This window comes from Streptomyces sp. NBC_00775 (assembly GCF_036347135.1).
Taxonomy (GTDB): Bacteria; Actinomycetota; Actinomycetes; order Streptomycetales; family Streptomycetaceae; genus Streptomyces; species Streptomyces lutosisoli.
Map to the genome: position 1 here is coordinate 9,902,523 of NZ_CP108938.1, position 25,735 is coordinate 9,928,257.

General features: G+C 69.8%; 18 protein-coding genes and 2 pseudogenes. 16 read left to right on the forward strand and 4 right to left on the reverse strand.

Features of this window, described 5'->3' with window-relative positions:
- Nucleotides 1–35 precede the first annotated feature (35 nt).
- Nucleotides 36–719, forward strand: a complete 684-nt coding sequence (locus OIC96_RS44030) for a TetR/AcrR family transcriptional regulator (RefSeq protein ID WP_330309975.1) — start codon at nucleotides 36–38, stop codon at nucleotides 717–719.
- A 34-nt stretch (nucleotides 720–753) separates the two neighbouring features.
- On the opposite strand, the gene OIC96_RS44035 is transcribed toward OIC96_RS44030, so the two are convergent.
- The gene (locus OIC96_RS44035; RefSeq protein WP_330302441.1) at nucleotides 754–1,650 is read right to left on the reverse strand and encodes a short-chain dehydrogenase/reductase; all 897 of its coding nucleotides are present in this window, start codon (nucleotides 1,648–1,650) and stop codon (nucleotides 754–756) included.
- A 106-nt stretch (nucleotides 1,651–1,756) separates the two neighbouring features.
- Between OIC96_RS44035 and OIC96_RS44040 the strand changes: the two genes are divergently transcribed.
- The 4 genes and pseudogenes from OIC96_RS44040 (at nucleotide 1,757) to OIC96_RS44050 (ending at nucleotide 4,113) form a co-directional block, all read left to right on the forward strand.
- Entirely contained in the window at nucleotides 1,757–2,254 is a 498-nt protein-coding gene (locus OIC96_RS44040) for a winged helix-turn-helix transcriptional regulator (RefSeq protein WP_330302440.1), read from the forward strand.
- Nucleotides 2,255–2,364: 110 nt separating this feature from the next.
- Nucleotides 2,365–2,541, forward strand: a pseudogene (locus tag OIC96_RS49990) (SRPBCC family protein); the annotation flags it as partial.
- A gap of 25 nt (nucleotides 2,542–2,566) precedes the next feature.
- On the forward strand, nucleotides 2,567–2,893 hold the full coding sequence (locus OIC96_RS49995) for an SRPBCC family protein (protein ID WP_443058609.1): 327 nt from the start codon (nucleotides 2,567–2,569) through the stop codon (nucleotides 2,891–2,893).
- A gap of 221 nt (nucleotides 2,894–3,114) precedes the next feature.
- Nucleotides 3,115–4,113 (forward strand): LacI family DNA-binding transcriptional regulator, encoded by a 999-nt coding sequence (locus OIC96_RS44050; RefSeq protein ID WP_330302439.1) that lies wholly within the window; start codon nucleotides 3,115–3,117, stop codon nucleotides 4,111–4,113.
- A 78-nt stretch (nucleotides 4,114–4,191) separates the two neighbouring features.
- Here OIC96_RS44050 and OIC96_RS44055 read toward each other — a convergent pair whose 3' ends face one another.
- Entirely contained in the window at nucleotides 4,192–6,459 is a 2,268-nt protein-coding gene (locus OIC96_RS44055) for a glycosyl hydrolase family 95 catalytic domain-containing protein (RefSeq protein ID WP_330302438.1), read from the reverse strand.
- Between the two features lie 236 nt (nucleotides 6,460–6,695).
- Between OIC96_RS44055 and OIC96_RS44060 the strand changes: the two genes are divergently transcribed.
- From OIC96_RS44060 to OIC96_RS44080, 5 genes are all read left to right on the forward strand, one after another.
- A complete protein-coding gene (locus OIC96_RS44060) occupies nucleotides 6,696–7,730 on the forward strand; it encodes a LacI family DNA-binding transcriptional regulator (RefSeq protein ID WP_330302437.1) in 1,035 nt (344 codons plus the stop codon).
- Nucleotides 7,731–7,999: 269 nt separating this feature from the next.
- Nucleotides 8,000–9,283: an ABC transporter substrate-binding protein gene (locus tag OIC96_RS44065; RefSeq protein ID WP_330302436.1), complete on the forward strand. Its 1,284-nt coding sequence runs from the start codon at nucleotides 8,000–8,002 to the stop codon at nucleotides 9,281–9,283.
- Between the two features lie 41 nt (nucleotides 9,284–9,324).
- Nucleotides 9,325–10,230 carry a carbohydrate ABC transporter permease gene (locus OIC96_RS44070; RefSeq protein WP_330302435.1) on the forward strand — a complete coding sequence of 302 codons (906 nt, stop codon included), beginning with the start codon at nucleotides 9,325–9,327 and terminating at the stop codon, nucleotides 10,228–10,230.
- Entirely contained in the window at nucleotides 10,227–11,045 is an 819-nt protein-coding gene (locus tag OIC96_RS44075) for a carbohydrate ABC transporter permease (protein ID WP_330302434.1), read from the forward strand. Before OIC96_RS44070 ends, OIC96_RS44075 begins: the two co-directional genes overlap by 4 nt.
- A gap of 112 nt (nucleotides 11,046–11,157) precedes the next feature.
- The gene (locus tag OIC96_RS44080; RefSeq protein ID WP_443058477.1) at nucleotides 11,158–13,587 is read left to right on the forward strand and encodes a beta-glucosidase family protein; all 2,430 of its coding nucleotides are present in this window, start codon (nucleotides 11,158–11,160) and stop codon (nucleotides 13,585–13,587) included.
- A 525-nt stretch (nucleotides 13,588–14,112) separates the two neighbouring features.
- Here the strand turns inward: OIC96_RS44080 and OIC96_RS44090 are convergent.
- Nucleotides 14,113–14,621, reverse strand: a pseudogene (locus OIC96_RS44090) (phosphotransferase); the annotation flags it as partial.
- Nucleotides 14,622–14,894: 273 nt separating this feature from the next.
- On the opposite strand from OIC96_RS44090, the gene OIC96_RS44095 reads away from it, so the two are divergent.
- The 5 genes from OIC96_RS44095 (at nucleotide 14,895) to OIC96_RS44115 (ending at nucleotide 22,566) form a co-directional block, all read left to right on the forward strand.
- On the forward strand, nucleotides 14,895–15,338 hold the full coding sequence (locus OIC96_RS44095) for a DUF7144 family membrane protein (protein WP_330302432.1): 444 nt from the start codon (nucleotides 14,895–14,897) through the stop codon (nucleotides 15,336–15,338).
- A 693-nt stretch (nucleotides 15,339–16,031) separates the two neighbouring features.
- Nucleotides 16,032–17,405: a chloride channel protein gene (locus OIC96_RS44100; RefSeq protein WP_406501301.1), complete on the forward strand. Its 1,374-nt coding sequence runs from the start codon at nucleotides 16,032–16,034 to the stop codon at nucleotides 17,403–17,405.
- Nucleotides 17,406–17,681: 276 nt separating this feature from the next.
- Nucleotides 17,682–18,539: an oxygenase MpaB family protein gene (locus OIC96_RS44105; protein WP_330302430.1), complete on the forward strand. Its 858-nt coding sequence runs from the start codon at nucleotides 17,682–17,684 to the stop codon at nucleotides 18,537–18,539.
- A gap of 62 nt (nucleotides 18,540–18,601) precedes the next feature.
- On the forward strand, nucleotides 18,602–20,881 hold the full coding sequence (locus OIC96_RS44110) for a serine/threonine-protein kinase (RefSeq protein ID WP_330302429.1): 2,280 nt from the start codon (nucleotides 18,602–18,604) through the stop codon (nucleotides 20,879–20,881).
- A gap of 110 nt (nucleotides 20,882–20,991) precedes the next feature.
- The gene (locus tag OIC96_RS44115) at nucleotides 20,992–22,566 is read left to right on the forward strand and encodes a phytoene desaturase family protein (protein ID WP_330302428.1); all 1,575 of its coding nucleotides are present in this window, start codon (nucleotides 20,992–20,994) and stop codon (nucleotides 22,564–22,566) included.
- 39 nt (nucleotides 22,567–22,605) lie between these two features.
- On the opposite strand, the gene OIC96_RS44120 is transcribed toward OIC96_RS44115, so the two are convergent.
- Nucleotides 22,606–24,426 (reverse strand): serine hydrolase, encoded by a 1,821-nt coding sequence (locus OIC96_RS44120; protein WP_330302427.1) that lies wholly within the window; start codon nucleotides 24,424–24,426, stop codon nucleotides 22,606–22,608.
- A 183-nt stretch (nucleotides 24,427–24,609) separates the two neighbouring features.
- Here OIC96_RS44120 and OIC96_RS44125 point away from each other — a divergent pair, with 183 nt between their 5' ends.
- Nucleotides 24,610–25,722 carry an NAD(P)H-dependent flavin oxidoreductase gene (locus tag OIC96_RS44125; RefSeq protein ID WP_330302426.1) on the forward strand — a complete coding sequence of 371 codons (1,113 nt, stop codon included), beginning with the start codon at nucleotides 24,610–24,612 and terminating at the stop codon, nucleotides 25,720–25,722.
- Nucleotides 25,723–25,735 lie beyond the last annotated feature (13 nt).

Consider the following 25,735-nt stretch of genomic DNA (forward strand, 5'->3'; position numbering starts at 1 on the left):
ATTTTGAGCGTGTCAATGCTGGAGGCGTGCGAGACATGGCAGGGCGGGCGAGGCTTGACGATGCACCGGAACGGCTTGTGCGGGCGGCCATCGGTCTGCTGGCCGAGCAGGGGCCATCGGCTGTGAAGGCGCGCACGGTGGCTTCCGCGAGCGGACTGTCGACCATGGTGGTCTACAGCCACTTCGGCGGGATCCCCGAGCTGATGAGCGCTGTTGCCGACCACGGGTTCAAGGAACTCGGCAGGGCGTTCGCCCAGGTACCGGTGACGGAGGACCCGATCGCGGATCTCTTCGCCATGGCCTTGACCTGTCGTCGGCTGGCCCACGAGAACCCTCACCTCTACGACCTGATGTTCGGGCTGTCCACTCGGGCGACTTACCGGCCTCTGTCGGATGCGGACCTTCGCCTGAGCGGGCATTCCCCGGCCTTTCGCGAAGCCCACGCTCATGTCACTGCGGCCTGCGAACGGCTCGTGCACTCAGGCAGGGTCGAGCGGCAGGAACCCGAGGTCATGGCGGCCCAGTTGTGGAGTTTCGTGCACGGTTACATCACCCTTGAACTGGCCGAGCATTTCGTCGAGTTCGATGACGCCGTGATGCAGGTGCTCCTGCCGATGGGCGTTAACTTCTCTGTCGGGTTGGGTGACAAGCGAGAACGTGCCGAGGCCTCGCACGAGGCCGGCGCGCGCCTGTACGACTCCATCCTCCAAGGCGAGTGAGAAGCCGGGCGGTTGGGTGCAGTCCCGCGGGCGGCTAGGGCGACCTGGTCCCCGCACCACGGGCATGGGTACCCGGCGTGAGCTGGTTATGCCTTCCCAGCGCCGCGACCTCCCGTTCCAGGGACGGAACCGCCCGGGCCGCGAAGCGTCGCGCCCAGGGCCAGGCCAGCGGCGAGTTCAGTGCTCCCTTCGCCCAGTTGGCCACGGCAACCGCGCGCGGGACGTACACGCGGCTGCGGCGGCGCACGAGCCCGTCGACGATCGCGGCGGCAGCCCGGTCGGCGCTCGTGGTGACGTTGCCCGGATAGGGCAGCCGGTTGCGCAGCGACTGGAACGAGGGGAGGTCCGTTTCGGCGCCCCGGACGAGGTCCGTGTCGATCCAGGAGGGGTGCACCAGACCGACCGTGACCCCGAGATGTGCCACCTCCTGGCGATAGGTCAGGGCGAGCAGTTCGGCCGCCGCCTTGCTCGCGCCGTACGAGGCCATCGCGGCCAGCGGCATGAACGACAGCGCGGACGCCACGACCAGCACGTGACCCCGGCTGCGCTCCAGATGGGGCGTCGCGTACTTGAGGGTGCGGAAGACGCCGTTCAGGTTGATGTCCATGACCCGTTCGAACGACGCCTCGTCCGTCTGGCGCACCGTCCCGTACGCCACGACCCCGGCGTTGGCGACGACGAGGTCGATGCCGCCCATGATCTCCGCGGCTTCATCGATCGCCGACCGTAGAGCCGCGCCATCACGCACGTCGGCCTCGCGCCAGGCGGCGGCGGGGCCCAGGTCGGCGGCGAGGTCGCGCAACCGATCGGGTTCCAGTCCGATCACGGTCACACGAGCTCCTCGGGCGGCGGCCAGGCGGGCCACCTTCTCCCCGATGCCGCGTGCCCCTCCGGTGACAACCAGCTTTCTGCCCTGCAAGTCACGTTTCATGGCGGCAACATAACTTCGTTATTGATGGAACACAAGAGACCGGGCACCGGCCGCTGCTCGAGTTACCTGCTGGGTCTCATGACTGGACGAACCTATGCTGGCAGTCATGAGGCGGACATCCTTTGCTCAGTGGCCCTGCTCGATCGCGCGGACCATGGACCTGCTCGGGGACTGGTGGACGCCGTTGGTACTGCGTGAGGCGTTCTACGGGATCCGGCGGTTCGACGCGTTCCAGGAGTCGCTCGGCATCGCCCGCAACACGCTGGCGGACCGGCTGCGCCGGTTGGTGGAGGAAGGACTGCTGGAGAAGCGGCCGTACCAGACGGAGCCGGTCCGGTACGACTACGTGCTCACCGAGAAGGGGCGCGACTTCTTTGGCGTGCTGCTGGTGATGAACCGGTGGGGAGACCGCTGGCTGGCCGGTGAGGCGGGCCCGCCGGTGGCGATGCGGCACGAGGTGTGCGGGCAGGAGACCCATGCCGAGGTGGTGTGCGCCGCCTGCGGCGAGCCCATGACCGCGGACAACACCCGCCCCCGGATGGGCCCCGGCTATCCGTCGCATCTGGCCGAGCGACCGGATGTGCGGGAGCGGTTCGCGGGCTGAATCGGCAGTCCTGGGGTAGCCATGGCAGCCTTGACAACTAAGTCTATCTACGCAACTTTACTGGTCAGGTTCTCACGTGAGTGTTCTTGGCGGGCAGGAGGCTCGGGATCATGGAGTGGACGGGCGCACGCTATGCGGACAAGCCGACGGCTGAGGTCCACACCTGGATCGCCGCCGCGCCGGCACACGTGTGGGCGCTGGTGTCCGACATCGAGCTGATGCCGCGCATGAGCCCCGAGCTGCGGTCGGTGCAATGGCTGGACGGCAGGAGCGGCCCCGCGCTCGGCGCCCGGTTCGTCGGCCGGAGCAAGCATGAAGCACTGGGGGAGTGGACCACCACGGTCCCACATCGTCGAGTACGAGCCGCCGAGGAGGTTCGCCTGGGCGGTCGAGAATCCGCAGCACCCGACGGCCATCTGGCGGTTCACATTGGAGCCGCAGGACGGTGGCACTCTGGTGCGAGAATGGATGCAGATGGGCCCGGCCCGCTCGGGCCTCTCCTTCGCAATCGACCGCATGCCGGAGAAGGAACAGAAGATCCCGCGGCCCGAGGGGTGCGGGAGCGCGCGCGGTCATGACGTCCGCGGTGAAGTCGCCCTGGCCCTGCGTGACAGGGCTGAGCGGGGCGCCGCGCCCTAGCTGACGTGAGCGAGTGGGCCGCTGGGTTCGCCGCACCGTGCGTACCCCCGACGATCCACAGGGACTGAGACCGGCGCGGTGCGCTGGTCGCCGTCGATGCAGCAGCCTTGTCACCGGGCCTTTCGTCCTGTTGGCTTGCGGCGGAGTTTCGAGTGGCAGCTCAAAGGCGAGGCGTACGAGTGACAGTTCGGGGCAGCGCGCGCGGGGATGCGCAGTACGGTTTGCTGACGAGCATCGCCGGCGAGGCGGGAGTGTCGCTCAGCACCGTGTCGAAGGTCGTGCACCGGCGTGCCGACGTCGGAGCGGCGACGCGAGCCCGGGTCGAGGACCTGTTGGTCCGCCACGGGTACGTTCGCCCGGGAGAGCCTGATCCAGCGGCGCCGCGTCAGATCATCGCGGTGTTCCGTGACCTGTCGGGGCCGTACACCTTGGAAGTCGTCCGTGGGATCGTGGACGCGGCGGACGAACTGGGCCTGGATGTGGTGACCGGGACGACGGGTCACCGTTCGATCTCCCAGTGGCTTGAGGAGTGCGTGGCACTCGACGCGGCGGGCCTGATCATCGTGATCTCCATGCTGGCCGAGGAAGACCAGCGCCGGATCGTCGAGCGACGGCTTCCCGTAGTGCTGATCGACCCGCTGAGCGCACCGACCCACGACATTCCGAGCATCGGGGTGACGAACTGGAGCGGGGCCAGGGAAGCGGTGCAACACCTGCTGGGCCTCGGGCACACCCGGATCGGCATGGTCGCTGGCCGTTCGCACTCGCTGGCCGGGGCCGCGCGGCTGCATGGCTACCGGGCCGCTCTGGAGGAGGCGGGGATCGCGTACGACCCGGCGATCGTGCGCTCGACCGACTTCGACTTCGAAGAAGGGCTGCTCGCCAGCCTGCAGATCCTGCGCTCCGCAAATCCACCCACCGCCGTCTTCGCGGCAAGTGACGCGCAGGCGCTCGGCGTCCTGGAAGCGGCCCGTCAGCATGGGTTCAGCGTTCCCGAGGACCTGGCGGTCATGTCCTTCGACGATACCCTCGTGGCGGCCATGGCCTGTCCGCCGCTGAGCGCGGTGCGCCAGCCGTTCGAGGAGCTGGGGGCCGAGGCCACCAGGGTGCTCGTGCAACTCGCGGAGGGTCGACCTCCCGCGTCGTCCCGGATCGAGTTGGCGACGGAGCTCGTTCTGCGCACCTCGACGTCGGTGCGCAGTCGAGTCGACACACAGTGAGTGATCGCCGGGTGCACACCACACACCGTTGCGGTAGCCCCGAGGGCGGGCGTCCCGCGTCTGCCCGCCCCTGAGGCCTCAGGCGAGTGGGACGGTCACCGTGGTGGGGACGTTCGGCAGCAGGTGTACGGTCTGCCGCTGGTCCGAGCCGTCACGGCACACGAGGACGATGTCCCGCTCCAGTGGCGAGGTGAGAACCGCCTTCGCGAGGCCCTCGGACACATCCCACGTCAGTTCGTCGACGGCGACCCCGGCACGCGTGGCGAGGCCGCGCAGGCTGCCGGACCGCCACTCCGGGGGCCGGGCCGGCAGGAGCTCCACGATCCCGGGCCGGGAGTCGAGCAGCATCTCCACGACCACGGCCGGCAGACAGTGGGCGGCGTCCGCGTTGTAGATCTCCAGATCGGGGTTGTGCGAGGTCATGAGCGACCGGAAGACCATGTTGTGGCCCACGATCTTGAGGACGTTCTCCTTCGCTGTCCCGCTGTCCTTCAGGCGTGCGGCGACCAGGGCGCGGTGCAGGCTGCCGTGCGCGGAGAGGTTCTCGTCACCCCGTCGCAGCAGGGCTTCGCGGGCGGCGGCGGCCAGGTCGGGGGTGTCGTCCGGGGTGATGTCGTGCAGCGGCCACACCGGGTAGAGGTGGCTGATGTGCCGGTGGTCGTCGGCGGTCTCCAGTCCCGGCCACGCCCACTCGGCGAGCGCCCCCTGACTGTCGACGCGGTAGGGCGGCAGCCGCTCCGCCAGCGCGCGCCAGCGGCCGACCGCGGGCTGCTCGATGCCGAGGCGGGTGCAGACGTCGGCGGCGGTGGTGAGGGCGTGCCGGGCCGCGGCCAGGTCCATGGTGGCGTTCACCCCGGACATGCCCCGCCCGTCGCGAGGGCCGACCTCGGGGGAGTAGGAGGGGACCAGGACGACGTGTCCGTCTTCATCCTCGCGGGTGAGGAAGTCCTCGAAGAAGACGGCGGCCTCGACGAGCCAGGGGACGAGGGTGCGGACGAGAAAGTCGTCGTCGCCGGTCGCCTGCCAGTACTCGTACAGCGGGAACAGTAGCCAGTCCGCGCCCGCCAGCCACATGGTCCAGGGCCAGTCGTCGTTCAGGTGGAAGAGCAGCCCGTGTTCGCCGTCCGTCCGGCTGGGGGCCAGGATCCCGCGGGTGCCGTAGATCGTGCGGGCGTTGGTGCGCCAGTCGTCGATCTGACCGTCAATCAAGGCGGCGTACGGCGCGATGAGTTCGGGCATGCCGGTGAGGACCGCCCCGGCCATCTGGAGGTTGATGTTGGCGTCGGTGGTGTAGTCGCCGGACCAGGCGGCGCCCCATTCGCCGAGCCACAGGCCGGTCAGCCGGGGTGGCAGTACCCCGCTGGAGCTGAGCAGCAGGTAGCGGCCGGAGTGGAACAGCGCCTCGATCAGCGCGCCGTCCAGCGTCTTGGTGTCGGCACGGGCGATCAGCTTGCCCACGGGGAGGCCGCGGTCGCTGTCGGGCACACCCAGGTCGAGTTCGGCGCGGCCGTAGAGTTCGCCGTGGACGGGTGCATGCCGGGAGAGCAACTCGTCGTATTCGGCGGGCAGTTCGGCGAGGTCCGCGCGGAGCGCGTCGATGCGGGGGAGAGGCGCCGACCGGTCCATCCGGGTCAGCAGAACGACGCGCGTCGCTCCTTCGACATGGACCGTGTCCCCTTCCGCTGCGACCCGGCCGCCCGTGACGGCGGCCCGGGTCACGCCGGTGAATCCCGCCGCGCCGGGACCGGGCGGATACTCGCCCACGACGGCAAGTGACGCCTCGCCGTCCCCGGTGGCCTCGGCGGACGTCGTGAAAGTGACCTCGGCGGGGCGGCCCGACAGCTCTCCGGACAGTCGTAGGGCCAGGTCGAGCCGCGGACCTGTGATCTCGACGACCGCGACGGCGTCGGTGCGCGACACGAACGCACGCCGTACCCACTCCCGTTCCCCGTCGGACCAGGTGACCCTCACCTCGCCCGTGGCGAAGTCGGTGACGCGGCGGTAGTGCTCGACAGGGCCGTCCCCGGCCGTCGTGTCCACATGAAGCATGTGCCCCGGGTGGAAAGCCTGTGTCCAGGCCATCCCCCTGCCGTCGGAGAACTCGCGCTGTGCCTGCTCCCGTTCCCCGGCGAGGGCCAGGTCGCGAACCTGTTCAAGACGGTCGGCGACGGCCGGCGGCCGCATCCCGAGGGACTCGTTGGGCAGCACGTAACGGTGGTGGTTGTGAACGATCCGCTCCCGGTGGGGATGCCCTAACACCATGATTCCGTACTCGCCGTTGCCGGAGAGGAAAGCGTCCTCCCAGCGGTCGGCGGGTTGTGTGTCGTGGATGCTGTGCACCGGCATTCCCGGCCTCCCGGACGTAACGTGCCTGAGCGGCTCGAACAGGCTGCGGGGGAGCCTACAAGAGGCGGCCGATCGGGTCGCGAAAGACTTTCGCAGCCCTTGAGTACTCGCGTTTTCGCAGGTGTACGGGGCTTTGGGCGCTCCGGCCCGGCCTGCCGTGATCGAGCCGGCGTGTACGTTCACTCAGCACGCGCTCAGAACAGGCCAACGGACGCGCAGGGGAGGTCCACACCGCAGTGACGGGCCCAACCAGTTCGCGCCGGAACACCCAGTACGGGCTTCTCGCCTCGATAGCCGACGAGGTCGGCGTCTCGCCGGCGACCGTGTCCAAGGTCGTCCACAGGCGGCGTGACGTGTCCGAGGCGACACGCGCCCGCATCGAGGCGCTGCTGGCCGAACGCGGGTTTGTCCGTACGTGGGAGGCCGAAGCTCGTCGGCGACGGCAGATCCTTGCGGTGTTCCGGGATCTGGCGGGACCGTACACCCTGGAAGTGGTCCGCGGCATCGTGGAGTCGGCGGCCGAAATCGGTGTCCACACGACTGTCGGCACGACGACTCGGCGCTCGATCGCACAGTGGTTGGATGAGTGCCAGAAGCTGGACACGCTTGGGGTCGTCATCGTCATCTCCACTCTTGTCGAGCGGGACGAGCGCCGGATCCTGGAGCAGCGGATTCCGGTGGTGCTCGTCGATCCCCTGAACGCGCCGTCCGCGGACATCCCGAGTGTCGGGGTGGCGAACTGGCACGGCGCGACGACCGCTGTCCAGCACCTGATCGACCTCGGGCACCGTCGCATCGGCATGCTGGCGGGCCGGTCGCACTCCCTGGCCGGGTCCGCGCGCCTGCACGGCTACCGGGCCGCCCTGACGGAGGCCGGGATCCCTTACGACGCCGCGCTCGTGCGCTCGACGGACTTCGACTACGGCGAGGCACTGCGCGCCGCCCGCAGTGTGCTGGAGCGGGACGAGAGACCGACCGCTCTCTTCGCCGCCAGTGACGTCCAGGCGCTCGGCGCAATGGAGGCCGCCCGGCAACTGGGCATCGCCGTACCGCGTCAGCTGTCGGTGATGTCGTTCGACGACACCCTCGTGGCCGCCATGGCCTCGCCGCCGCTGAGTGCGGTGAGGCAGCCGTTCAGGGAACTGGGCCAGGAGGCCACGCGTGTCCTGCTGAACCTCGCCGAGGGCCGGCCTCCCGCGACGACGCGCAGGGAGCTCGCGACGGAACTGGTCGAGCGCATGTCCACGGCGCCGCCCGAAACCGGGAAATAGGGACGAACCTGAGCCGGTTTCGCAAGCCCTCGGACTACGAAAGTCTTTCGGAAGTGATTTCGCTCCGATATTGCCGCGGCCGAATTGCGCCGCTTAACGTGACCGACGCCAGCTCAACCGCAGGAGCAACGGAACCGCAACACTTGCGCAACAGCGCCTGACGGTCATGGCCATCGACCCAGATCCCTCAGTGCGGGCAGGCCCGGGACGGCCTGCCGGGTGCAGTGCACCCGCGAAGGGGATCCTGCCGACTCGAAAGGTGTTCAACGATGAACAGTGTGTCACGGAGATGGTTCCTCACCGCTACGGCGGCGACCACGCTGAGCGTCACCGTGGCCGGCTGTGGTTCGTCCGGCAGCTCCACGTCCTCGCCCACGGGCAACGTCGACTTCTGGACGCTGCAGGACCCGACCAACTCGGTCCAGAAGGCGGCGGTGGGCACCTTCAACTCCGCCGGCAAGGGCAAGGTCAGCATGACCGTGATCGCCACGGACGGGTACAAGGACAAGCTGCGGACCGCGATGGGCTCGGCGAAGATGCCCGGGGTGTTCTTCAGCTGGGGCGGCGGCAGCCTGAACGACTACGTCACGGCCGGGAAGCTGGTCACGCTGGACACGGCCCTGGAGTCGCACTTCCTGCCGTCCGCGCTGGCCGCGGGCAAGGTCGGCGGCAAGCTGGTCGGCATACCCTGCCGAGGCACCCAGCCGGTGTTCCTCTTCTACAACAAGAAGCTCTTCGCCGACGCCGGCGTCGAGCCGCCGACGACCTACGCCGAGCTGCAGAACCTGGTCAAGGTCTTCAAGGGCAAGGGGGTCACGCCCTTCGCGCTCGCAGGCAACGCCAGCTCCTCGTGGACCGAGTTGATGTGGGTCGAGTACCTCGTCGACCGCCTCGCGGGGCCGGAGCTGTTCGACAAGATCCAGGGCGGCGACTGGTCGCAGTGGAAGGACCCCGCCATCCTCAAGACCGCGCAGATGATCAAGGAGCTGGTGGACAGCGGCGCGTTCGGCAAGAAGTTCGGATCGGTCAACTACGGCGCCGGAGGCACCTCCACGCTGCTCAACAAGGGCAAGGCGGCGATGGTGCTGATGGGCTCGTGGGAGTACGCGACCCAGCTGGCCGAGGCCCCCGACTTCGCGAAGAACGGCCTGGGATACGTGGCCTTCCCCTCTGTGGAGGGGGGCAAGGGCGATGCCGCCAACGTGGTCGGCAACCCCACGAACTACCTTTCGGTGACCACTTCCGCCGCCAAGCAGACCGCGACGGACTTCCTGAAGACCACCTACAGCGACAGCTACGTGCAGGGACTGGTCGAGAAGGGAGAGGTGCCGGTCACCTCCAACGCCGCGCAGTACCTCACCAAGGCGGCCGACCCGGCGTACGCCCAGTTCCAGTACGACCTGGTGCAGAAGGCCCCTTCCTTCACCCAGTCATGGGACCAGGCGCTCGGCCTCACCCTCGGCACGCCGCTGCTGACCGAGATCCAGAAGCTGTTCAACGGGCAGAGCTCGCCGGAGCAGTTCGTCAGCGCGGTTCTGGCGATCAAGAAGTAGGAAGGCGCGTCCACGTGGTCTCCGCAACGACTTCACGGCCCATGCGCAAGCAGCGGGTGCGTGACCGGGCCGCTCCGCCCACCCTGGAGCGGCCCGGCGTGGCCTGGGCGGTTCCCGGGCTGCTGTTCTTCCTCGTCTTCGCCGTCGCGCCGATGGTGGGCGTGCTCTACCTCTCCTTCACGCACTGGGACGGCCTGAGCACACCGCAGTTCACCGGCACGGAGAACTGGTCGCGGTTCTTCGGCGACAGTCAGGTCCGGCAGTCCACCCTGGTCACAGGGGCCCTGCTGATCGGGAACATCGTGGTACAGGCGCCGGTCAGCATCCTGCTGGGCGTCTGGGCGGCCGGTCCCCAGCGCAACCGGGCGGTCCTGTCGGCGCTGTTCTTCCTGCCGCTGCTGCTGTCCACAGCGGCAACGGCCGTCATGTGGCGCCAGCTGCTGGACCCGAACTTCGGTCTGCCGTCCAAGTTCGAATGGCTCTTCGGCGCCAATCCGATGGGCACCCAGCAGGGCGCGATCGCCTGCCTGGTCCTCGTGACCACCTGGCAGTTCGTCCCCTTCCACAGCCTGCTTTACCAGGGCGCCGCCCGAGCCATCCCGCACACGCTCTACCAGGCGGCGGCGATCGACGGCGCGGGGCGGGTCCGGCAGTTCGTCCACATCACTCTGCCGCAGCTGCGCAACACGATGATCACTTCGACCATCTTCATGGTCGTCGGCGGTCTCACGGCCTTCGACATCGTCCTGCTGCTGACCAACGGCGGTCCCGGCACCGACACGGCGATCCTGCCGTTCTCCATGTACCAGACGGCCTTCCGGACATACGACTACGGCTACGCGAGCGCGATCGCCAGCTTCCTGCTGCTGCTCGCCACCGCCGCCTCCGTCCTCCTCACGAAGCTCAGCGGGTACGACAAGATGACGAGCACGATGGAGGGGCTGTGAGGACGCGCCCGAACTACCTCGCCGGCGCCGCCGCCCTCGTCTGGCTGCTGATCATCGGCGTTCCGCTGTACGCGCTGGTGAACACGGCGGTACAGCCGCAGACGACGTACACCGACAAGGGTCCCGTCTCGATCCCCGACACCGTGACCCTGGACAACTTCCGCACGGTTCTGGACAGCGGCTTCCTGCAGTACATCTGGAACACCGTCGTCGTCGCGGTGGCCACGGTCGCCATCGTGCTGGCGCTCGCGATCCCGATCAGCTACGCCGTGGTGCGCGGGCGGGGCTGGATGACCAAGGGCGTGTTCCGCCTGTTCCTGCTAGGCCTGGCGATCCCCTCGCAGGCGGTGATCATCCCGCTCTTCCTGATCATCAACGATCTCGGCTTCTACGACACCCTGTGGGGCATCATCCTGCCCACCGCCGCGTTCGCGCTGCCGGTGAGCGTGCTGGTCCTCAGCGGTGGGATGCGGGACATCTCCAACGAGCTGTACGAGGCCATGGCACTGGACGGCGCGAGCCCGGCACGGACCCTGCTGACGCTGGTCGTCCCGATGTCGAAGTCGGCCATCGCGACCACGTGCGTCTTCACGGCCCTGCAGGCGTGGAACGGCTTCCTGTTCCCGCTGATCATGACCCAGTCGAACGACAACAAGGTGGTGACGCTGGGCCTGTACAACTTCGTCTCCGAGTACGGGTCGAACGTGCCGGCCCTGCTGGCCGCGGTGCTGATGTCCGCGGTCCCCATCCTCGTCGTCTACCTCTTCGCCCGCCGCGCCCTCGTCGCGGGTCTGATGGGAGCCGGCGGCAAGTAACGGTGCCGCGTCCCGCCGGGTTCGCCGAACCGGGACGCCACCCCGTTCGGGGCCCGGACGCCGAAAGGCGCCGACTCCTCCGTGCGACGCAGTCCGGCGTGTCTGCCTCCCCATGACCGCCGGACCGGCGTCCGGGCCCCCTCCCTTCCCGGTCGGCGGTGCCTCCTCGACCTCTTGGACCACTCGCGCGCTCTCGCGCACCCCCCGCAACAGAACGGATGAGACCTTGACGATCAGCGACGAGCGCCCGACGACCGGGCTGTGGAACGATCCCGCCCTGCCGGCGTCCGTTCGCGCGCGGGCCCTCCTCGACACCATGACCAGGGCCGAGAAGGTCGCACAGCTCGGCAGCACCTGGCCCGGCCACGACGAGTCCGGCGATGTGGCCCCGATGCAGGACACCTTCCGCGGCGCCGAGAGCTTCGAAGAAGCGATCGTCGACGGCCTCGGGCATCTGACCCGGGTGTTCGGTACGGCGCCGGTCGACCCGGAGGCGGGCCGCAAGCGCCTCGCGGAGTTCCAGGAGCGGGTGACGGCGGCGAACCGCTTCGGTATCCCGGCCATCGCGCACGAGGAGTGCCTCACCGGTTTCACCGCCTGGCAGGCCACGGTCTATCCCACACCGCTCGCCTGGGCGGCCACCTTCAACCCCGCCCTCGTCCACCGTATGGCCGCGGCCATCGGCTCGGACATGGCTGCCGTCGGCATCCACCAGGGACTGTCACCCGTCGTGGACGTCGTACGCGACTACCGCTGGGGCCGGGTGGAGGAGACCCTCGGCGAGGACCCCTACCTCGTTTCGGAACTCGGCCTGTCCTACGTGCAGGGGCTGCAGTCGGCCGGCGTCGTCGCCACGCTGAAGCACTTCGCCGGCTACTCCGCCTCCAGGGCCGCCCGCAACCACGCCCCCGCCGCCGTCGGTCCCCGTGAACTCGCCGACCTGATCCTCGTGCCGTTCGAGAAGGCCGTGGTGAAGGGCCGGGTCGGCTCGGTCATGAACGCCTACAACGACATAGACGGCGTGCCCTGCGGCGCCAGCGAGGAACTCCTGACCCGGCTGCTGCGCGAGAGCTGGGGATTCGAGGGCACGGTGGTGTCCGACTACTGGGCGATCGCGTTCCTCGCCTCCCTGCACCACGTGGCGGCCGACATCCCTGGCGCGGCACATGCCGCGCTCCGGGCCGGAATCGACGTCGAACTGCCCCACACCACCGCATACGGGCAGCCGCTCCTGGACGACGGCATATCGGCGGATTTCATCGACCGCGCCGTACTGCGGGTCCTGACCCAGAAGGCCGAACTCGGCCTGCTCGATCCCGACTGGAAGCCCGGGCAGTACACCGCTCCCGCGGACTTCGACTCGGCCCGAAACCGCTCCGTCGCCCGCGAGTTGGCGGAGGAGTCCGTCGTCCTGCTCGACAACTCCTCGGACCTGCTGCCGCTCGCCGGAGCACGCTCCGTCGCCGTCATCGGTCCCGCGGCCGACGACGTCCGGTGCCTGTTCGGCTGCTACTCGTTCCCCAACCACGTACTGCCCCACCACCCCGACACCCCCCTGGGCGTCGAGGCGCCCACGGTGCTCGACGCCTTCCGGCGCGAGTTCCCCGACGCCGAGGTCCGCCACGAGACCGGTTGCCAGGTCATTGGGGACGACCGCAGTGGCATCGCCGCCGCGGTGGCTGCGGCCGCCGCGGCCGACGTGACGGTCCTCGTCGTCGGTGACCGCTCCGGGATGTTCGGACACGGTTCCTCCGGCGAGGGCTGCGACGTCAGTGTGCTGACACTCCCGGGAGTCCAGGACGAACTGGTGGAGGCCGTCCTCGACGCGGCGAACCAAGCCGTCCTCGTCGTCCTCTCGGGCCGTCCGTACGCCATCGGTCGGCACGCCCGGCGGGCGGGCGCCACTGTCCAGGCATTCTTCCCCGGCGAGGAAGGGGCGGCGGCGATCGCCGGTGTCCTCTCGGGCCGGATCAACCCCTCCGGGCGCCTTCCGGTCCAGATCCCGGGCGACGAGGCGGGCCAGCCGGGCACCTACCTGGCGCCTCCGCTCGCCCTCAAGAGCGATGGTGTGAGCAACATCGACCCCACACCCGCGTTCCCGTTCGGGCACGGTCTGTCGTACACGGCCTTCGAGATCGAGAGCGCGTCCGTCGACGAAGCCGTAGTGTCCGTCGACGCGACGATCACGTTGCGGGCCAGGGTCTCCAACACCGGTGAGCGCGCGGGCACTTTCGTCCCCCAGCTCTACCTCACCGACCCGGTCGCCTCGGTCACCCGCCCGGTCCGCCAACTCATCGCGTTCACCCGCGTCGACCTCGCCGCCGGTGAGACCCGTGTCGTCGAGTTCGAGGTCCACACGGACATGGCCGGCTTCACCGGGAGAGACCTTCGCCGACGCGTCGAACCCGGTGACCTCACGCTCACCGTCGCCCGGTCGGCGGGCGACCGCGGCATTCCCGTCCAGGTGACTCTGCAGGGAGACGAGCGCATCGTCGACCGCACCCGCACCATGACCACGCCCGTCAGGGTGCTCCCGGGCTGACCTTGGGTACTCCGCCGGCCAGGAGGCTCCCCGTGTCAGGTGCGGGGAGCCTCCTTTGCATGCCATCTTCAGCGGCTCACAACGGGCTGCGGGAATGCACGTGAGCCGATCTGGCGAGAGCCGCCAAGGGGCGCGTCATTGGTATTGCGGCTGACCGCACACTGGCGTCTGGCGCGGGACTACGAGACCAGCCCCGCTCACTCGGAGACCATGATCCGCTGGGTGATGATCGGCATCATGCTTGGGCGACTCACTCGCAATGGACCAGCTGTCCGCCCAGGCCCCCGACCTCTCACGCAGGTTCTGCTGGATGACCGGACTGTCCGCTGCCGGTGCATCCCTCATTCCTCCTCATCACCAAGGAGCGTGGTCTGCGGCGCGAGCAGGTCCGCCCGACATAGCCAGTTGGCGAACCGGGATCGAGCAGGGACTGGTCTGGACGGTTCCCATGGCCAACCGGGACTGCACCGACCCCTGTCAGCGAGTGCCCGGCCGCCAGGGAGGCCCGGTCGATCCATGCCGACGTCAAAGGCCCTTCAGGACACGATCAAGTGCGGACCGGCCTACGGGCCCCAGTTCGGCTTCCCGCCGGCCAGGCCATGGTCCCCGTTCTGGCCCATCAACATCAGGAACAGGCTCTTCATCGCGGCCAGTCCGCGCGCCCGTCGCACCGCTGCCTCGTCCGCCTGCGCGTAGCTGTCGAAAAACCGTGAGGCGCCACCCGCAGGGAGCAGCAGCCAGGCGGCCGCGAGATTCCACGCCGGGTCGCCGGCGAAGAGTGCGCCGAAGCCGACGACACCTGCCAATGTTCCGTCCGCGACGACGACGTTCGCGGGATGCAGGTCGCCGTGCACCCACACCGGTGGGCCCTCCCACCCTGGGGCCACCACCGCTTCTCCCCAGACTTCACGGATCTCGGCGGCGAGGTCGGTAGGGGCGGCCTGGAAGAAGTGCTCGAAGCCGTCCGTGCAGTGCTTGGGGTGAGCGCCGAAGTCCGAAGAGGTCGGTGCGTCGGCAGGCGCCTCCACGTGCAGCGGGGAACGGCATCCGATCGAACAGCGCTATTGCGGCATCGGTCGAACCGTAAGGGACGACGAAGAACTCGACTCCTTCAGGCTTTCCGGACTCGGAGGACCACCACCAGAGACCATGCGAAGAAGCCTGGGTAAGAGAGGCGCCCACGCGCGCTCGCCCGCCGCTGCAGGCCGGCGACTTCGTGATGTCGGCGGCCCCTCCATGGCCGTCCAGATAGCCGTCCAGCACATTTGGGCCACCAATAATTGCAGTCCTCCGTGATACTGCATCTGATGGACGCCATGGAGCAATATGCCTCGCCGCCAGACGACACGGTGCCGCCGATGGAGCGTTCACATTGGGTGGCGTTCGCCGGAATCCTGCTGTTGGTCAGTGCTCTGTTCAACCTCCTCAATGGGTTCGTGGCGATCTTCAATCATGGGTACTACTCGACCGTCTATTCCCAGGGCGACCGGCTGCTCATCCTCAACTACACGGCTTGGGGCTGGATCTGGGTGGTCATCGGCATCGTGATGGCGCTGGCCGCCCTCGGAGTGCTGGTGGGCTCCAGAGGCGCGCGTCGGACGGGTATCTGTCTGGCGGCGCTGTGTCTGGTCGGCCAGATGATCTTCCTGCCGGTCTACCCCTTCTGGTCCGTGATCGTGATGCTCCTGTCGGTGCTGGTCATCTATGGCCTGCTTGCCGAGCCACGCCACGTACACGGAGCACGCGTGTGACGATCGCTCGGTGGGCGTGGGTCGTCTGCCGATTCGAAGCCGTCTCGTCCGCGGTTCGAGTCCGGGGTGTGTTCGCGAGCAGCCACTGCCACGCCGGGACCAACCGGACTCGACCGAGACGCTGTACGGTCGTCCACTCACCGAGGACTTCGCCTTGCACTGCGCGCACCTTCACTTCGCCCGACCCTGCCGACAGGCGAGCCTCGGCACGGACATGCCGTGATGCCGAATCAGGCGCCGGCCACCATGATCGGTCTTGAGGGTGCGCGCGTGGGCTGGAACCGACTCTGCGCTGTGTGTGCCCCGGTCGTCCCTGTAGCAGGCACCACCCCGGGGCGGACCACGTATCAGTGTTACGGCCGGGAGGCGAGCGATGCGGCAGGAGATAGCCACTGCTCCGAACCCGGCAGCGCGCGCCGCTCCCGAAGGGCGAGCGGCCCGGTGGCAGGAGTGCTCGTCGATGCCCTTCTCGGCCCTGCCAAGCAGAGTACGCACCCGAGGAGGATTGACCCGGCCTCATGCGGATTTCGGCGGACCGGCCCGCCCACCGGATTCTGGAACTCGCGGAGATCCCTCTCGGCGCCGTAAATCCTCATCGCTGTTCCGAGGCGTCACGGTGATCGCGGCCGGCTGCCCCAGCTCCGGAACCACAGCTCAATCCCGCTGTGTCACGCGCATGTCGGAGGTCTCGGCGTGACCTCTCCAAGCCATCCGGTCGAGCCTGACGGAAAGCCACCGGCAGCTGCCACGGACCCGCTCTCACTCGTCCGTAGCCGCGGCTACGTGGTTCTCCTCCTGACCGCGGCGGTTCTCGGCGTCCCGATCTCGGCGGCGGCTTTCGGCTTTCTCGCACTCGTCAACAAGCTTCAGTCGCTCACCTACACGGACTTGCCCAAGGCCCTGGGCTTCCATGGCACGCCCGATTGGTGGCCGGTGCCGCTGCTGGTCGTGGCGGGGCTCCTCGTGGGTCCGATGGTCCGATATCTGCCTGGCAACGGTGGACATGAGCCGGCCCACGGGTTCGTGGCCTCGGGCCCGACCCCGACAGCCAATCTGCCCGGCGTGGCGCTCGCCGCGCTGGCCTCACTGGGCCTCGGCGCTGTCATCGGGCCGGAGGCCCCACTCATCGCCCTGGGCAGCGGCCTCGCCGTGGCCGCGCTGCGACTGACGCGGAAGTCGTTTCCGAAGCAGGCGACCGGCGTCGTGGGGGCCTCGGGGAGCTTCGCCGCGATCAGCACCCTGCTCGGCTCACCGCTGCTCGGAGCGTTCCTGCTCATGGAGATGTCCGGCTTGGGGGGACCGATGCTGGGTGTCGTCCTGGTTCCGGGATTGCTCGCCTCCGGCATTGGTGCGCTCATCTTCACAGGCCTGGGGTCGTGGACCGGCCTGGGCACCTACTCGCTGGCCCTGCCGAATGTTCCTCATGCGGCCACGCCGGACGCCGCTGGGTTCGGCTGGGCCCTCCTGATCGCGGTAGCGGCGGCCCTGTTCGGCGTCGGGATTCGGTGGCTCGCCCTCTGCTTGCTGAAACTGGTCGAACCGCGACGGCTGAAGGCCACAGTGTTCGCAGGCGCCGTCGTCGGTGTGATCGCCCTGCTCTACGCGGAGTGGACCGGCCACGCGGCATCGGAAGTCCTGTACTCGGGACAGAGCGGCCTCGGTCCTCTTGTCTCTGCGAACGCGCAGTATTCGGCAGGGGCCCTTGTGGTGCTCGTCGCCTGCAAGGGACTGGCGTACTGCGTGTCCATGGCAGCTTTCCGTGGTGGTCCGGTGTTCCCCGCCATGTTCTTGGGCGCAGCCGGCGGCATCGCCTTTTCCCATCTGCCCGGGCTCGGCGTGACCGCTGGGCTCGCGATGGGCGTGGGTGCGATGTCGGCAGCGATGCTCAAGTTGCCCATGACCTCCTTGTTGCTGGCCACCCTGCTTCTGGGCTCGGAGGGGCTTACCGTCATGCCTCTGGTGATCGTGGCGGTCGTGGGCTCTTACGTCCTCACACTCAGGTTGACCCGGCCGCCGGCCGCCGCAGCCGCCACCGGGCACGACACCGCCGGGTCGCCGAGCGGCTGAGCTGCCGGGAGTGCCGGTCCGCAGCTCGCAACCTTCCGTCGGAGGCCAACTCCCGCCGTCCCACGATCGGAGCGGCGGTCCGCGGACCGCCCACCAGGCCGCGGCTCGCGTCCATCAGCCGGCGGATGCGCCCCGGGCGGGTGCGACCTCTGCCTTGTACCGAAGTGCCGGGCGAAGCTCGTGATCATGGTGGGCAACTTGGCGAGTCATTTGGCATCACCGCAGGTCAGGGATGCCCGCGTGTGCCAGCTATGGATCCTGGGCACACCTGCTGGCATGGAGGCCTTTCAGGCGGGCGACCCGGGACTCTTCGGTCCGGAGTCGGTGACCTGGCAGATGCACGGCGACCCCATGATGTGGGTCGCCGGGATCCGCGCGCTCTACCTCCAGGCCCTGCACCCGCGCACGGTGCGCGGAGTCATGCAGAACTCCGACTTCCGGCGCGACGCCTGGGGCCGGCTGATGCGCACCGCGAACTTCGTGGGGACGGCGACGTACGGCACCAGTGAGGCCGCGGAGAAGGCAGGGACACGCATACGAAAGATTCACCGCATGCTCACGGCGACCGACCCGGACACGGGGGAGCGGTACGGCGTCGACGAGCCCGGGCTGCTGCTGTGGGTGCACTGCGCCGAGATCGACTCCTATCTGCACGTCCTGCGGCGCTCGGGGTTCCCCCTCACGGACGCGCAGGCCGACCGCTACATCGGTGAACACCTGGTCAGCGCACGGCTGGTGGGGCTCGACCCCGCCGACGTACCGGAGAACCAGGCGGAGTTGGCCGCCTACTTCGAGAAGATGCTGCCGGAGCTGTCGGCGGGGCCCGAGGCGTGGGACGTGGACGACTTCCTGGTGCGCCCGCCGGTCCACCCCTTGCTCGTACCGGCGCGCGCCCTGCTGTGGCGGCGTGTGGCGCATCTCGCGTACGCCGCTCTGCCGCCGTACGCCCACGAGTTGTACGGCAGGGCCGCCCCGCCGCCCGCCACGGTGACCCGGCGCCTGCGTTTCACGGGCACCTTGCTGCGCTGTGTTCCCGCACGTCTGCGCTGGCAACTCCCGCCCAAACACATTCTGCGCGCCATGTCTCGGCTGGGCCCCGGCTCCCGCCCCGCGCCCTGCAAAGTCGGCAGATAACTCGCCATACTGGACGGGCCAGGGGAGGGCGCGGCGAGCAGCGACGGGGGCGATCGCACGAGATGGCGGAGACCAGGCTGATCCAGAGCCGGTACCGGCTGCTCGATCTGATCGGGCGGGGCGGTATGGGCGAGGTGTGGCGGGCGCGGGACGAGTCGCTGGGCCGGCACGTCGCCGTCAAGTGCCTCAAGCCGCTCGGCCCGCACCACGATCAGTCCTTCACGCGCGTCCTGCGGGAGCGGTTTCGGCGCGAGGCCCGGGTGGCCGCCGCCCTGCAGCATCGCGGAGTGACCGTCGTCCATGACTTCGGGGAGTCCGACGGTGTGCTCTATCTGGTGATGGAGCTGCTGGAGGGGCGCAACCTCAGCCAGCTCCTGGAGGACAACAAACACCATCCGCTGGCGGTCTCCGAAGTCGTCGACATCGCCGACCAGGTGGCCTCCGCGCTCGCCTACACCCATCAGCAGGGCATCGTGCACCGGGACTTGAAGCCCGCGAACATCATGCGGCTGGCCGACGGCACGGTGAAGATCTGCGACTTCGGGATTGCCCGGCTCGGCCACGACATCGGCTTCACCTCACGGCTGACCGGCACCGGTATCGCGATGGGCACTCCGCACTACATGTCGCCGGAGCAGATCAGCGGAGCCCACGTCGACCAGCGCAGCGATCTGTACTCCTTCGGATGTGTGCTCTATGAAATCGCCACCGGGGCACCGCCGTTCGACCTCGACGACGCCTGGGCGATTCTCGTCGGCCACCGTGACACGCCTCCCGAGCCGCCGCGCAACCACCGGGCCGAACTCCCCGAGTACGTCGAGAGGATCATCCTCGACCTGCTCGCCAAACAGCCCGAACAGCGCCCGCAGGACGCCCGCGAGCTCGGCCGCCGCATCAGCGCGGGCCGCACGACCCCGGTGTACGTGCCGACCGTGGTGACCCCGTCATTCCGGCAACCCGCCCCGGAACAGCGGCCCTTGGCGCCCTCGACCCAGTCGCGCCCCGAACAGCCGCCCTCGCGCGAACCCCGGCTGCCGTCCTGGACCCGGGGCATGACCACCGGCCACAAGGCGACCGGCAGGGGACTGCGCTCCACCCCGCCGGACGCGGCGGCAGGCCTCACCGGCGACTGGATCGCCCGCCCGTCCACGGCCGTCGCCCGCGAGCCCGAGCGCACCGAACGGCCCACCCCCTCACCGGAGTTGATCACCACCCTGACAGGACGGCACAACGCGGGCCTGAGCCTGGGCCGGCTCGGCCGGTGGACCGAGGCCGGCGAGGTGCACCGGGCGGTCGCAGGCGAGCGCGAGCACGCCCTCGGGCCCGACCACCCCGACACCCTCGCCAGCCGCTACGAGGTCGGCTTCACACTCAGCCGCACCGGCCGGCCCGCCGAGGCGCTGCGCGAGTACGCGCATGTCGCCCAGGTGAGGGAGCGGGTGCTCGGTGCCGAGCACCCCGACACCCTGGCCGCACGCCAGGAAATGGCATACGTGCTGGGCCAGTTGGGCCGCCACTTCGAGGCGCACCAGGCCTACACGTCCGTGCTCGGCGCCCGCGAGCGCGCCATGGGACCCGATCATCCCGACACCCTGCGCTGCCGCCACAACCTCGCCTTCAACCTGAGCAGGCTCGGGCGCCTGGAGGACTCGTACCGGATGGCGAGCGAGGTCGCCGCCGCCCGCGCCCGGGTGCTCGGCCCGACCCACCCCGACACCCTTGTCACGCGCTATGAAGTCGCCTACGCACTCGGCCAGTTGGGGCGCTGGCCGGAGGCGCTGCACACCTACCGGGAGGTGGCCGAGGCCCGCGCGCAGGCCCTCGGCCCCGACCACCCGGACACCCTCGCCGCCCGCTACGAGGTCGGTATCAGCCTCGGTCGGCTCGGCCGCAGCGCGCAGGCCCTGGAGCTGTACCGCGACCTGGTCGACGACCGCATCCGCGTGCACGGCCCCGCGCACCCCGAAACCCTGCGCGCCCGGCACGGCCTCGGTGTGAACCTCGGCCGGATGGGCCGCTGGGAGGAGGCGCTCGCCGAGTCCCGCGACGTGTGCGCGATCCGTGAGCGCGTCCTCGGCGCCGACCACCCGGACACCCTCGTCAGCCGCCGCGAGGTCGCCGTCGGCCTCGGCTGGCTCGGCCGCTGGGCCGACGCCCTCGCCGAGTACCGCCGCGTCGCCATCGCCCGCGAGCACGTTCTCGGCGCCGACCACCCCGACGCCCTCGCCAGCCGCAACGACGAGGCCCACTGCCTGGAACAGCTGGGGCGCGGCCAGGAGGCGGTGGAGCTGTACCGGAGGGTGGCGGCGTTACGGCAGCAGCGGGCGGCCGGAGGACACTGACCGTCCGCCGAGCCGGCAGTGTCCTCGTCGTCCTCACCATCCCCATCCGGTCGCCCGCCGCTTGCCGCGCACCCCTGGCCGACGTAGATCATCACGTGCTACGAAGAAGCATGCCTGCACACGAGGGATACGACGTCGTGATCGTCGGCGGGGGCCACAACGGACTGGTCGCCGCCGCCTACCTGGCCCGGGCCGGGCGGTCCGTGCTGGTGCTGGAGCGCCTCGGGAACACCGGGGGCGCCGCCGTGTCCACCCGGCCGTTCGCCGGAGTCGACGCGCGTCTGTCGCGCTATTCGTACCTGGTGAGCCTGCTGCCCCGGAAGATCGTGCGGGATCTCGGCCTCGACTTCCGCGTCCGCGGGCGCACCATTTCCTCGTACACGCCCGTCGAACGCGACGGACGGTCCACCGGGCTGCTCGTCGGCGGCGGCGAGCGGCGCACCCGTGAGGCGTTCGCACGGCTGACCGGCTCGGACCGCGAGTACGCGGCGTGGCAGCGCTTCTACGCCATGACGGGCCGTGTCGCGCAGCGGGTGTTCCCCACGCTCACCGAACCGCTGCCCACCCGGGACGAACTGCGCGGCCGCGTCGACGACGAGGACGCCTGGCGGATGCTCTTCGAGGAGCCGGTCGGCACGGCCGTCGAGGAGAACTTCGCCGACGACCTCGTCCGCGGTGTCGTCCTCACCGACGCCCTCATCGGAACCTTCGCCGACGCCCACGACCCCTCGCTGCGGCAGAACTGCTGCTTCCTCTACCACGTGATCGGCGGCGGCACCGGAGCCTGGGACGTGCCGGTCGGCGGTATGGGCGCCCTCACCGACGCGATCGCCGCGGCGGCACGGAGCGCGGGCGCCGTGATCGCCACCGGTCACGAGGTGCTGCGGATCGAGACGGACGGGGAGGCCGCCGAGGTCACCTACCGGACCCCGGACGGGGAGGGCGTCGTCGCGGCCCGGCACGTCCTCGTGAACGCCTCGCCGCAGGAGCTCGCGCACCTCACCGGCGACGAGCCGCCCACCCCGGCCGAGGGCGCCCAGCTCAAGGTGAACATGCTGCTCACGCGGCTGCCCAGGCTGCGCGACACCTCCGTCGACCCGCGCGAGGCGTTCTCCGGGACCTTCCACATCGCCGAGGGGTACGAGCAGTTGGCGACCGCTCACGCGCAGGCCGTGTCCGGCGAGCTGCCCACCGCGCCGCCCTCCGAGATCTACTGCCACTCGCTCACCGACCCGAGCATCCTCGGCGACGACCTCGTCGAGCAGGGCTACCAGACCCTCACCCTGTTCGGCCTGCACACCCCCGCCCGGCTGTTCGAGCGCGACAACGACGCCGTACGGGACGAGCTGCTGAAGTCGACCCTGGCCCAGCTGGACGCCCACCTCGCCGAGCCGCTCGCCGACTGCCTCGCCACCGACGCGGACGGCCGCCCCTGCATCGAGGCGAAGACCCCGCTCGACCTGGAGCGCGACCTGCGGCTGCCCGGCGGCAACATCTTCCACCGCGACCTCGCCTTCCCCTACGCGCAGGAGGGCACGGGCCGCTGGGGCGTGGAGACCCGGCACGCGAACGTCCTGCTGTGCGGGGCGGGCGCGGTGCGCGGCGGCGGGGTGAGCGGGGTCCCCGGGCACAACGCGGCCATGGCGGTCCTGGAGGAGGGGGCCGGGGGACGCGACACCCCCTAGGGCCGCTGCGACACGGGAACGATGAAGGTGGCTCGTCGGTCAGTCCTCCGACGCCACCCAGCCCACCGCTTCCATCCGCGCCGCGTCCGCCGGCCGTGCCTCGTCGAAGGCGACCCGGTCCCCGGCCTCGACCCGCAGACCGTCCACGTACGCGCCACGCCCGACGTACAGCCGGTCGGTCGTGTACCGCCAGCGCAGCGCGACCCGCGGCGCCTGGGGCAGGTCCGCGGTGAGCCGGTGCCACACCCGCCCCGACCAGCCGGTGGCCGTACCGGCCGGATGGTCCTGGGGTTCCCCGCCAGGTGCCTCCGTCGTGAAGGGGACCGGCTGCCAGGTCGCCGCGTCGTCGGTCGAGGACTCCAGGAAGAGGAGGTCCGACTGGGGTTCGGTGTCCCACCACAGGGCGCAGCGCAGGTGCGCGGGGCCCGCGGTGGTGTCGAGCGCGGGCAGGGTCAGCGTCGCCGTCGTCGCGCTCGCCATCCCGGAGAACCAGGACGTACGGCCGCGGGCGGGCCGCACGGCGACGGCCCGCGCCAGGCTGTTCGCGGTGGCGACCCGGGGAGCGGAGCCGGAGCGCCAACCGCGCACCGGGTGAACGGAGTTGCCGAGGACGACGAGGAAGGAGTCGGTCGTCGGGTCGAGGACGAGCGAGGTGCCGGTGAAGCCGGTGTGGCCCGCGGTGCGCGGCGTGGCCATCGCACCCATGTACCAGTGCTGGTAGAGCTCGAAACCGAGGCCGTGCTCGTCGCCCGGGAAGGCGGTGTTGAAGTCGGTGAACATCAGGTCCACCGTCTCCGGCCGCAGGATGCGCGCCCTGCCGTAGGTGCCGCCGTTCAGCAGCGTACGGCCGAGGACCGCGAGGTCCCACGCACAGGAGAAGACGCCCGCGTGGCCCGCGACACCGCCCAGGGAGTACGCGTTCTCGTCGTGCACCTCGCCCCAGACGAGCCCGCGGTCCAGTCCCGACCAGGGCGGCCGCGCGTCCTCGGTCGCGGCGATGCCCGGCTTCCAGGAGGCGGGCGGGTTGTAGCGGGTGCGGTGCATGCCGAGCGGGGCGGCGATCTCGTCGTGGAGGAGTGCGTCGAGGGTGCGGCCGGTGATCTTCTCCAGGACCAGCTGGAGCGAGATCAGATTCAGGTCCGAGTAGAGGTACTTGGTGCCGGGTGGGTTGAGCGGTGCCTCGTCCCAGATGAGCTGGAGCTTTCCCTCGTGGGTCGGCGCGTTGTAGAGGGGGATCCAGGCCCGGAACCCCGAGGTGTGGGTGAGCAGTTGACGGATCGTGATGTCCTGCTTGCCGCCGCCCGCGAACTCCGGGAGGTAGGAGGCGACGGCGGCCTCCAGTTCCAGTGCGCCGCGCTCCATCTGCTGCACGGCGAGGATCGAGGTGAACAGCTTCGAGACGGAGGCGAGGTCGTAGACCGTGTCCTCGGCGGCCGGAATCTGCTCGTCGGCCGGGAACTCGACGCCGGTGTCCGTCGTCTCGTCGTACGCCGAGTAGCGCACCGCCATGCCGATCGGGTGATGCAGGGCCACGGTTCCGCCGCGCCCGGCGAGGAGCACGGCGCCCGCGTACCAGGGGTGCTTGGGGGAGGGGCCCAGGAACGTCTCGGCATCGGTGACCAGTTGGCGCAGGTGCTCCGGCAGCAGACCAGCCTGCTCGGCCGATCCGTGCCGCAGGGCCGGCCGGCCGCCACCCGCCTCCGAAGCCGCCGCGGGACCTGCCGGGAAGGGAGCGATGGCCAGGGCGCCGCCTAAGGCCAGCACCCGTCTGCCCAGTTGACGGCGGGTCAGTCTGTCGCTCGCTCTGTCCGGGGCGCCCTCGGTCGTCCCCGTCGCTCTGTCCGCCGCTTCTCCGGTCATCGAGGAGCCTCCCGCCGCGCCGCCTGAAAGTATCTTTCCGGATTCGCCGTGCGGGGTGAAACTTTCCTGTCAGCCGTGGGGTGTGTCAACCCTGCCCGAAACGGCGCCGAACCGTGTCCAGAAATCTGACGGAGCATCAGAAAACCCCTTCCCTCGTCCGGAGGACTGCGGCATCCTGCGGCCATGCAGACGGAGCTGAGCAAGGAACTGGGAGTCGAGCACGCCATCTTCGGCTTCACGCCGTTTCCCGCCGTCGCCGCGGCCATCAGCCGTGCGGGCGGATTCGGTGTGCTCGGCGCGGTCCGCTACACCGCACCCGACGACCTCAAGCGCGACCTCGACTGGATCGAGGCGAACGTCGACGGCAAGCCCTACGGCCTGGACGTCGTCATGCCCGCCAAGAAGGTCGAGGGCGTCAGCGAGGCCGATGTCGAGGCGATGATCCCCGAGGGGCACCGGCAGTACGTCAGGGACACCCTCGCCAAGTACGGCGTGCCCGAACTCGTCGAGGGCGAGGTGTCCGGGTGGCGTATCACGGGGTGGATGGAGCAGGTCGCCCGCACCCAGCTCGACGTCGCCTTCGACTATCCGATCGGACTGCTCGCCAACGCGCTGGGTTCACCGCCCGTCGACGTGGTGGAACGCGCCCACGAGAAGGGCGTACGGGTCGCCGCGCTCGCGGGCAGCGCCCGGCACGCGCGCAAGCACGCCGAGGCGGGCATCGACATCGTCGTGGCGCAGGGTTACGAGGCGGGCGGACACACCGGGGAGATCGCCTCGATGGTGCTCACGCCCGAAGTCGTGGACGCCGTCGACCCGCTGCCCGTCCTGGCGGCGGGCGGCATCGGCAGCGGACAGCAGGTGGCCGCCGCGCTCAGCCTCGGCGCCCAGGGAGTGTGGCTCGGCTCCCTGTGGCTGACCGTCACCGAAGCCGACATGCACTCGCCCGCCGTGACGCGGAAGCTGCTCGCCGCAGGGTCCGGGGACACCGTCCGCTCGCGCGCCCTGACCGGCAAGCCGGCGCGCCAGCTGCGTACCGAGTGGACCGATGCCTGGGACGACCCGAACGGGCCCGGCACGCTCCCCATGCCGCTCCAGGGGCTGCTCGTCGCCGAGGCGGTCTCGCGCATCCAGAAGCACGAGGTGGAGCCGCTGCTCGGCACCCCCGTCGGGCAGATCGTCGGCCGGATGAACAGCGAACGCAGCGTCCAGGCCGTCTTCGACGACCTGACCCGGGGCTTCGAGCGGGCCGTCGACCGCATCAACCGCATCGCGGGAAGGAGCGTCCAGTCGTGAGCACCGGTGGGAG

Coding starts and splice junctions, on each gene's coding strand:
- OIC96_RS44030 (WP_330309975.1), top strand. CDS start 36: ATGGCAGGGCGGGCGAGGCTTGACGATGCACCGGAACGGCTTGTGCGG.
- OIC96_RS44035 (WP_330302441.1), bottom strand. CDS start 1,650: ATGAAACGTGACTTGCAGGGCAGAAAGCTGGTTGTCACCGGAGGGGCA.
- OIC96_RS44040 (WP_330302440.1), top strand. CDS start 1,757: ATGAGGCGGACATCCTTTGCTCAGTGGCCCTGCTCGATCGCGCGGACC.
- OIC96_RS49995 (WP_443058609.1), top strand. CDS start 2,567: ATGAAGCACTGGGGGAGTGGACCACCACGGTCCCACATCGTCGAGTAC.
- OIC96_RS44055 (WP_330302438.1), bottom strand. CDS start 6,459: ATGCCGGTGCACAGCATCCACGACACACAACCCGCCGACCGCTGGGAG.
- OIC96_RS44065 (WP_330302436.1), top strand. CDS start 8,000: ATGAACAGTGTGTCACGGAGATGGTTCCTCACCGCTACGGCGGCGACC.
- OIC96_RS44070 (WP_330302435.1), top strand. CDS start 9,325: ATGCGCAAGCAGCGGGTGCGTGACCGGGCCGCTCCGCCCACCCTGGAG.
- OIC96_RS44080 (WP_443058477.1), top strand. CDS start 11,158: ATGACCGCCGGACCGGCGTCCGGGCCCCCTCCCTTCCCGGTCGGCGGT.
- OIC96_RS44095 (WP_330302432.1), top strand. CDS start 14,895: ATGGACGCCATGGAGCAATATGCCTCGCCGCCAGACGACACGGTGCCG.
- OIC96_RS44105 (WP_330302430.1), top strand. CDS start 17,682: ATGGAGGCCTTTCAGGCGGGCGACCCGGGACTCTTCGGTCCGGAGTCG.
- OIC96_RS44110 (WP_330302429.1), top strand. CDS start 18,602: ATGGCGGAGACCAGGCTGATCCAGAGCCGGTACCGGCTGCTCGATCTG.
- OIC96_RS44115 (WP_330302428.1), top strand. CDS start 20,992: ATGCCTGCACACGAGGGATACGACGTCGTGATCGTCGGCGGGGGCCAC.
- OIC96_RS44120 (WP_330302427.1), bottom strand. CDS start 24,426: ATGACCGGAGAAGCGGCGGACAGAGCGACGGGGACGACCGAGGGCGCC.
- OIC96_RS44125 (WP_330302426.1), top strand. CDS start 24,610: ATGCAGACGGAGCTGAGCAAGGAACTGGGAGTCGAGCACGCCATCTTC.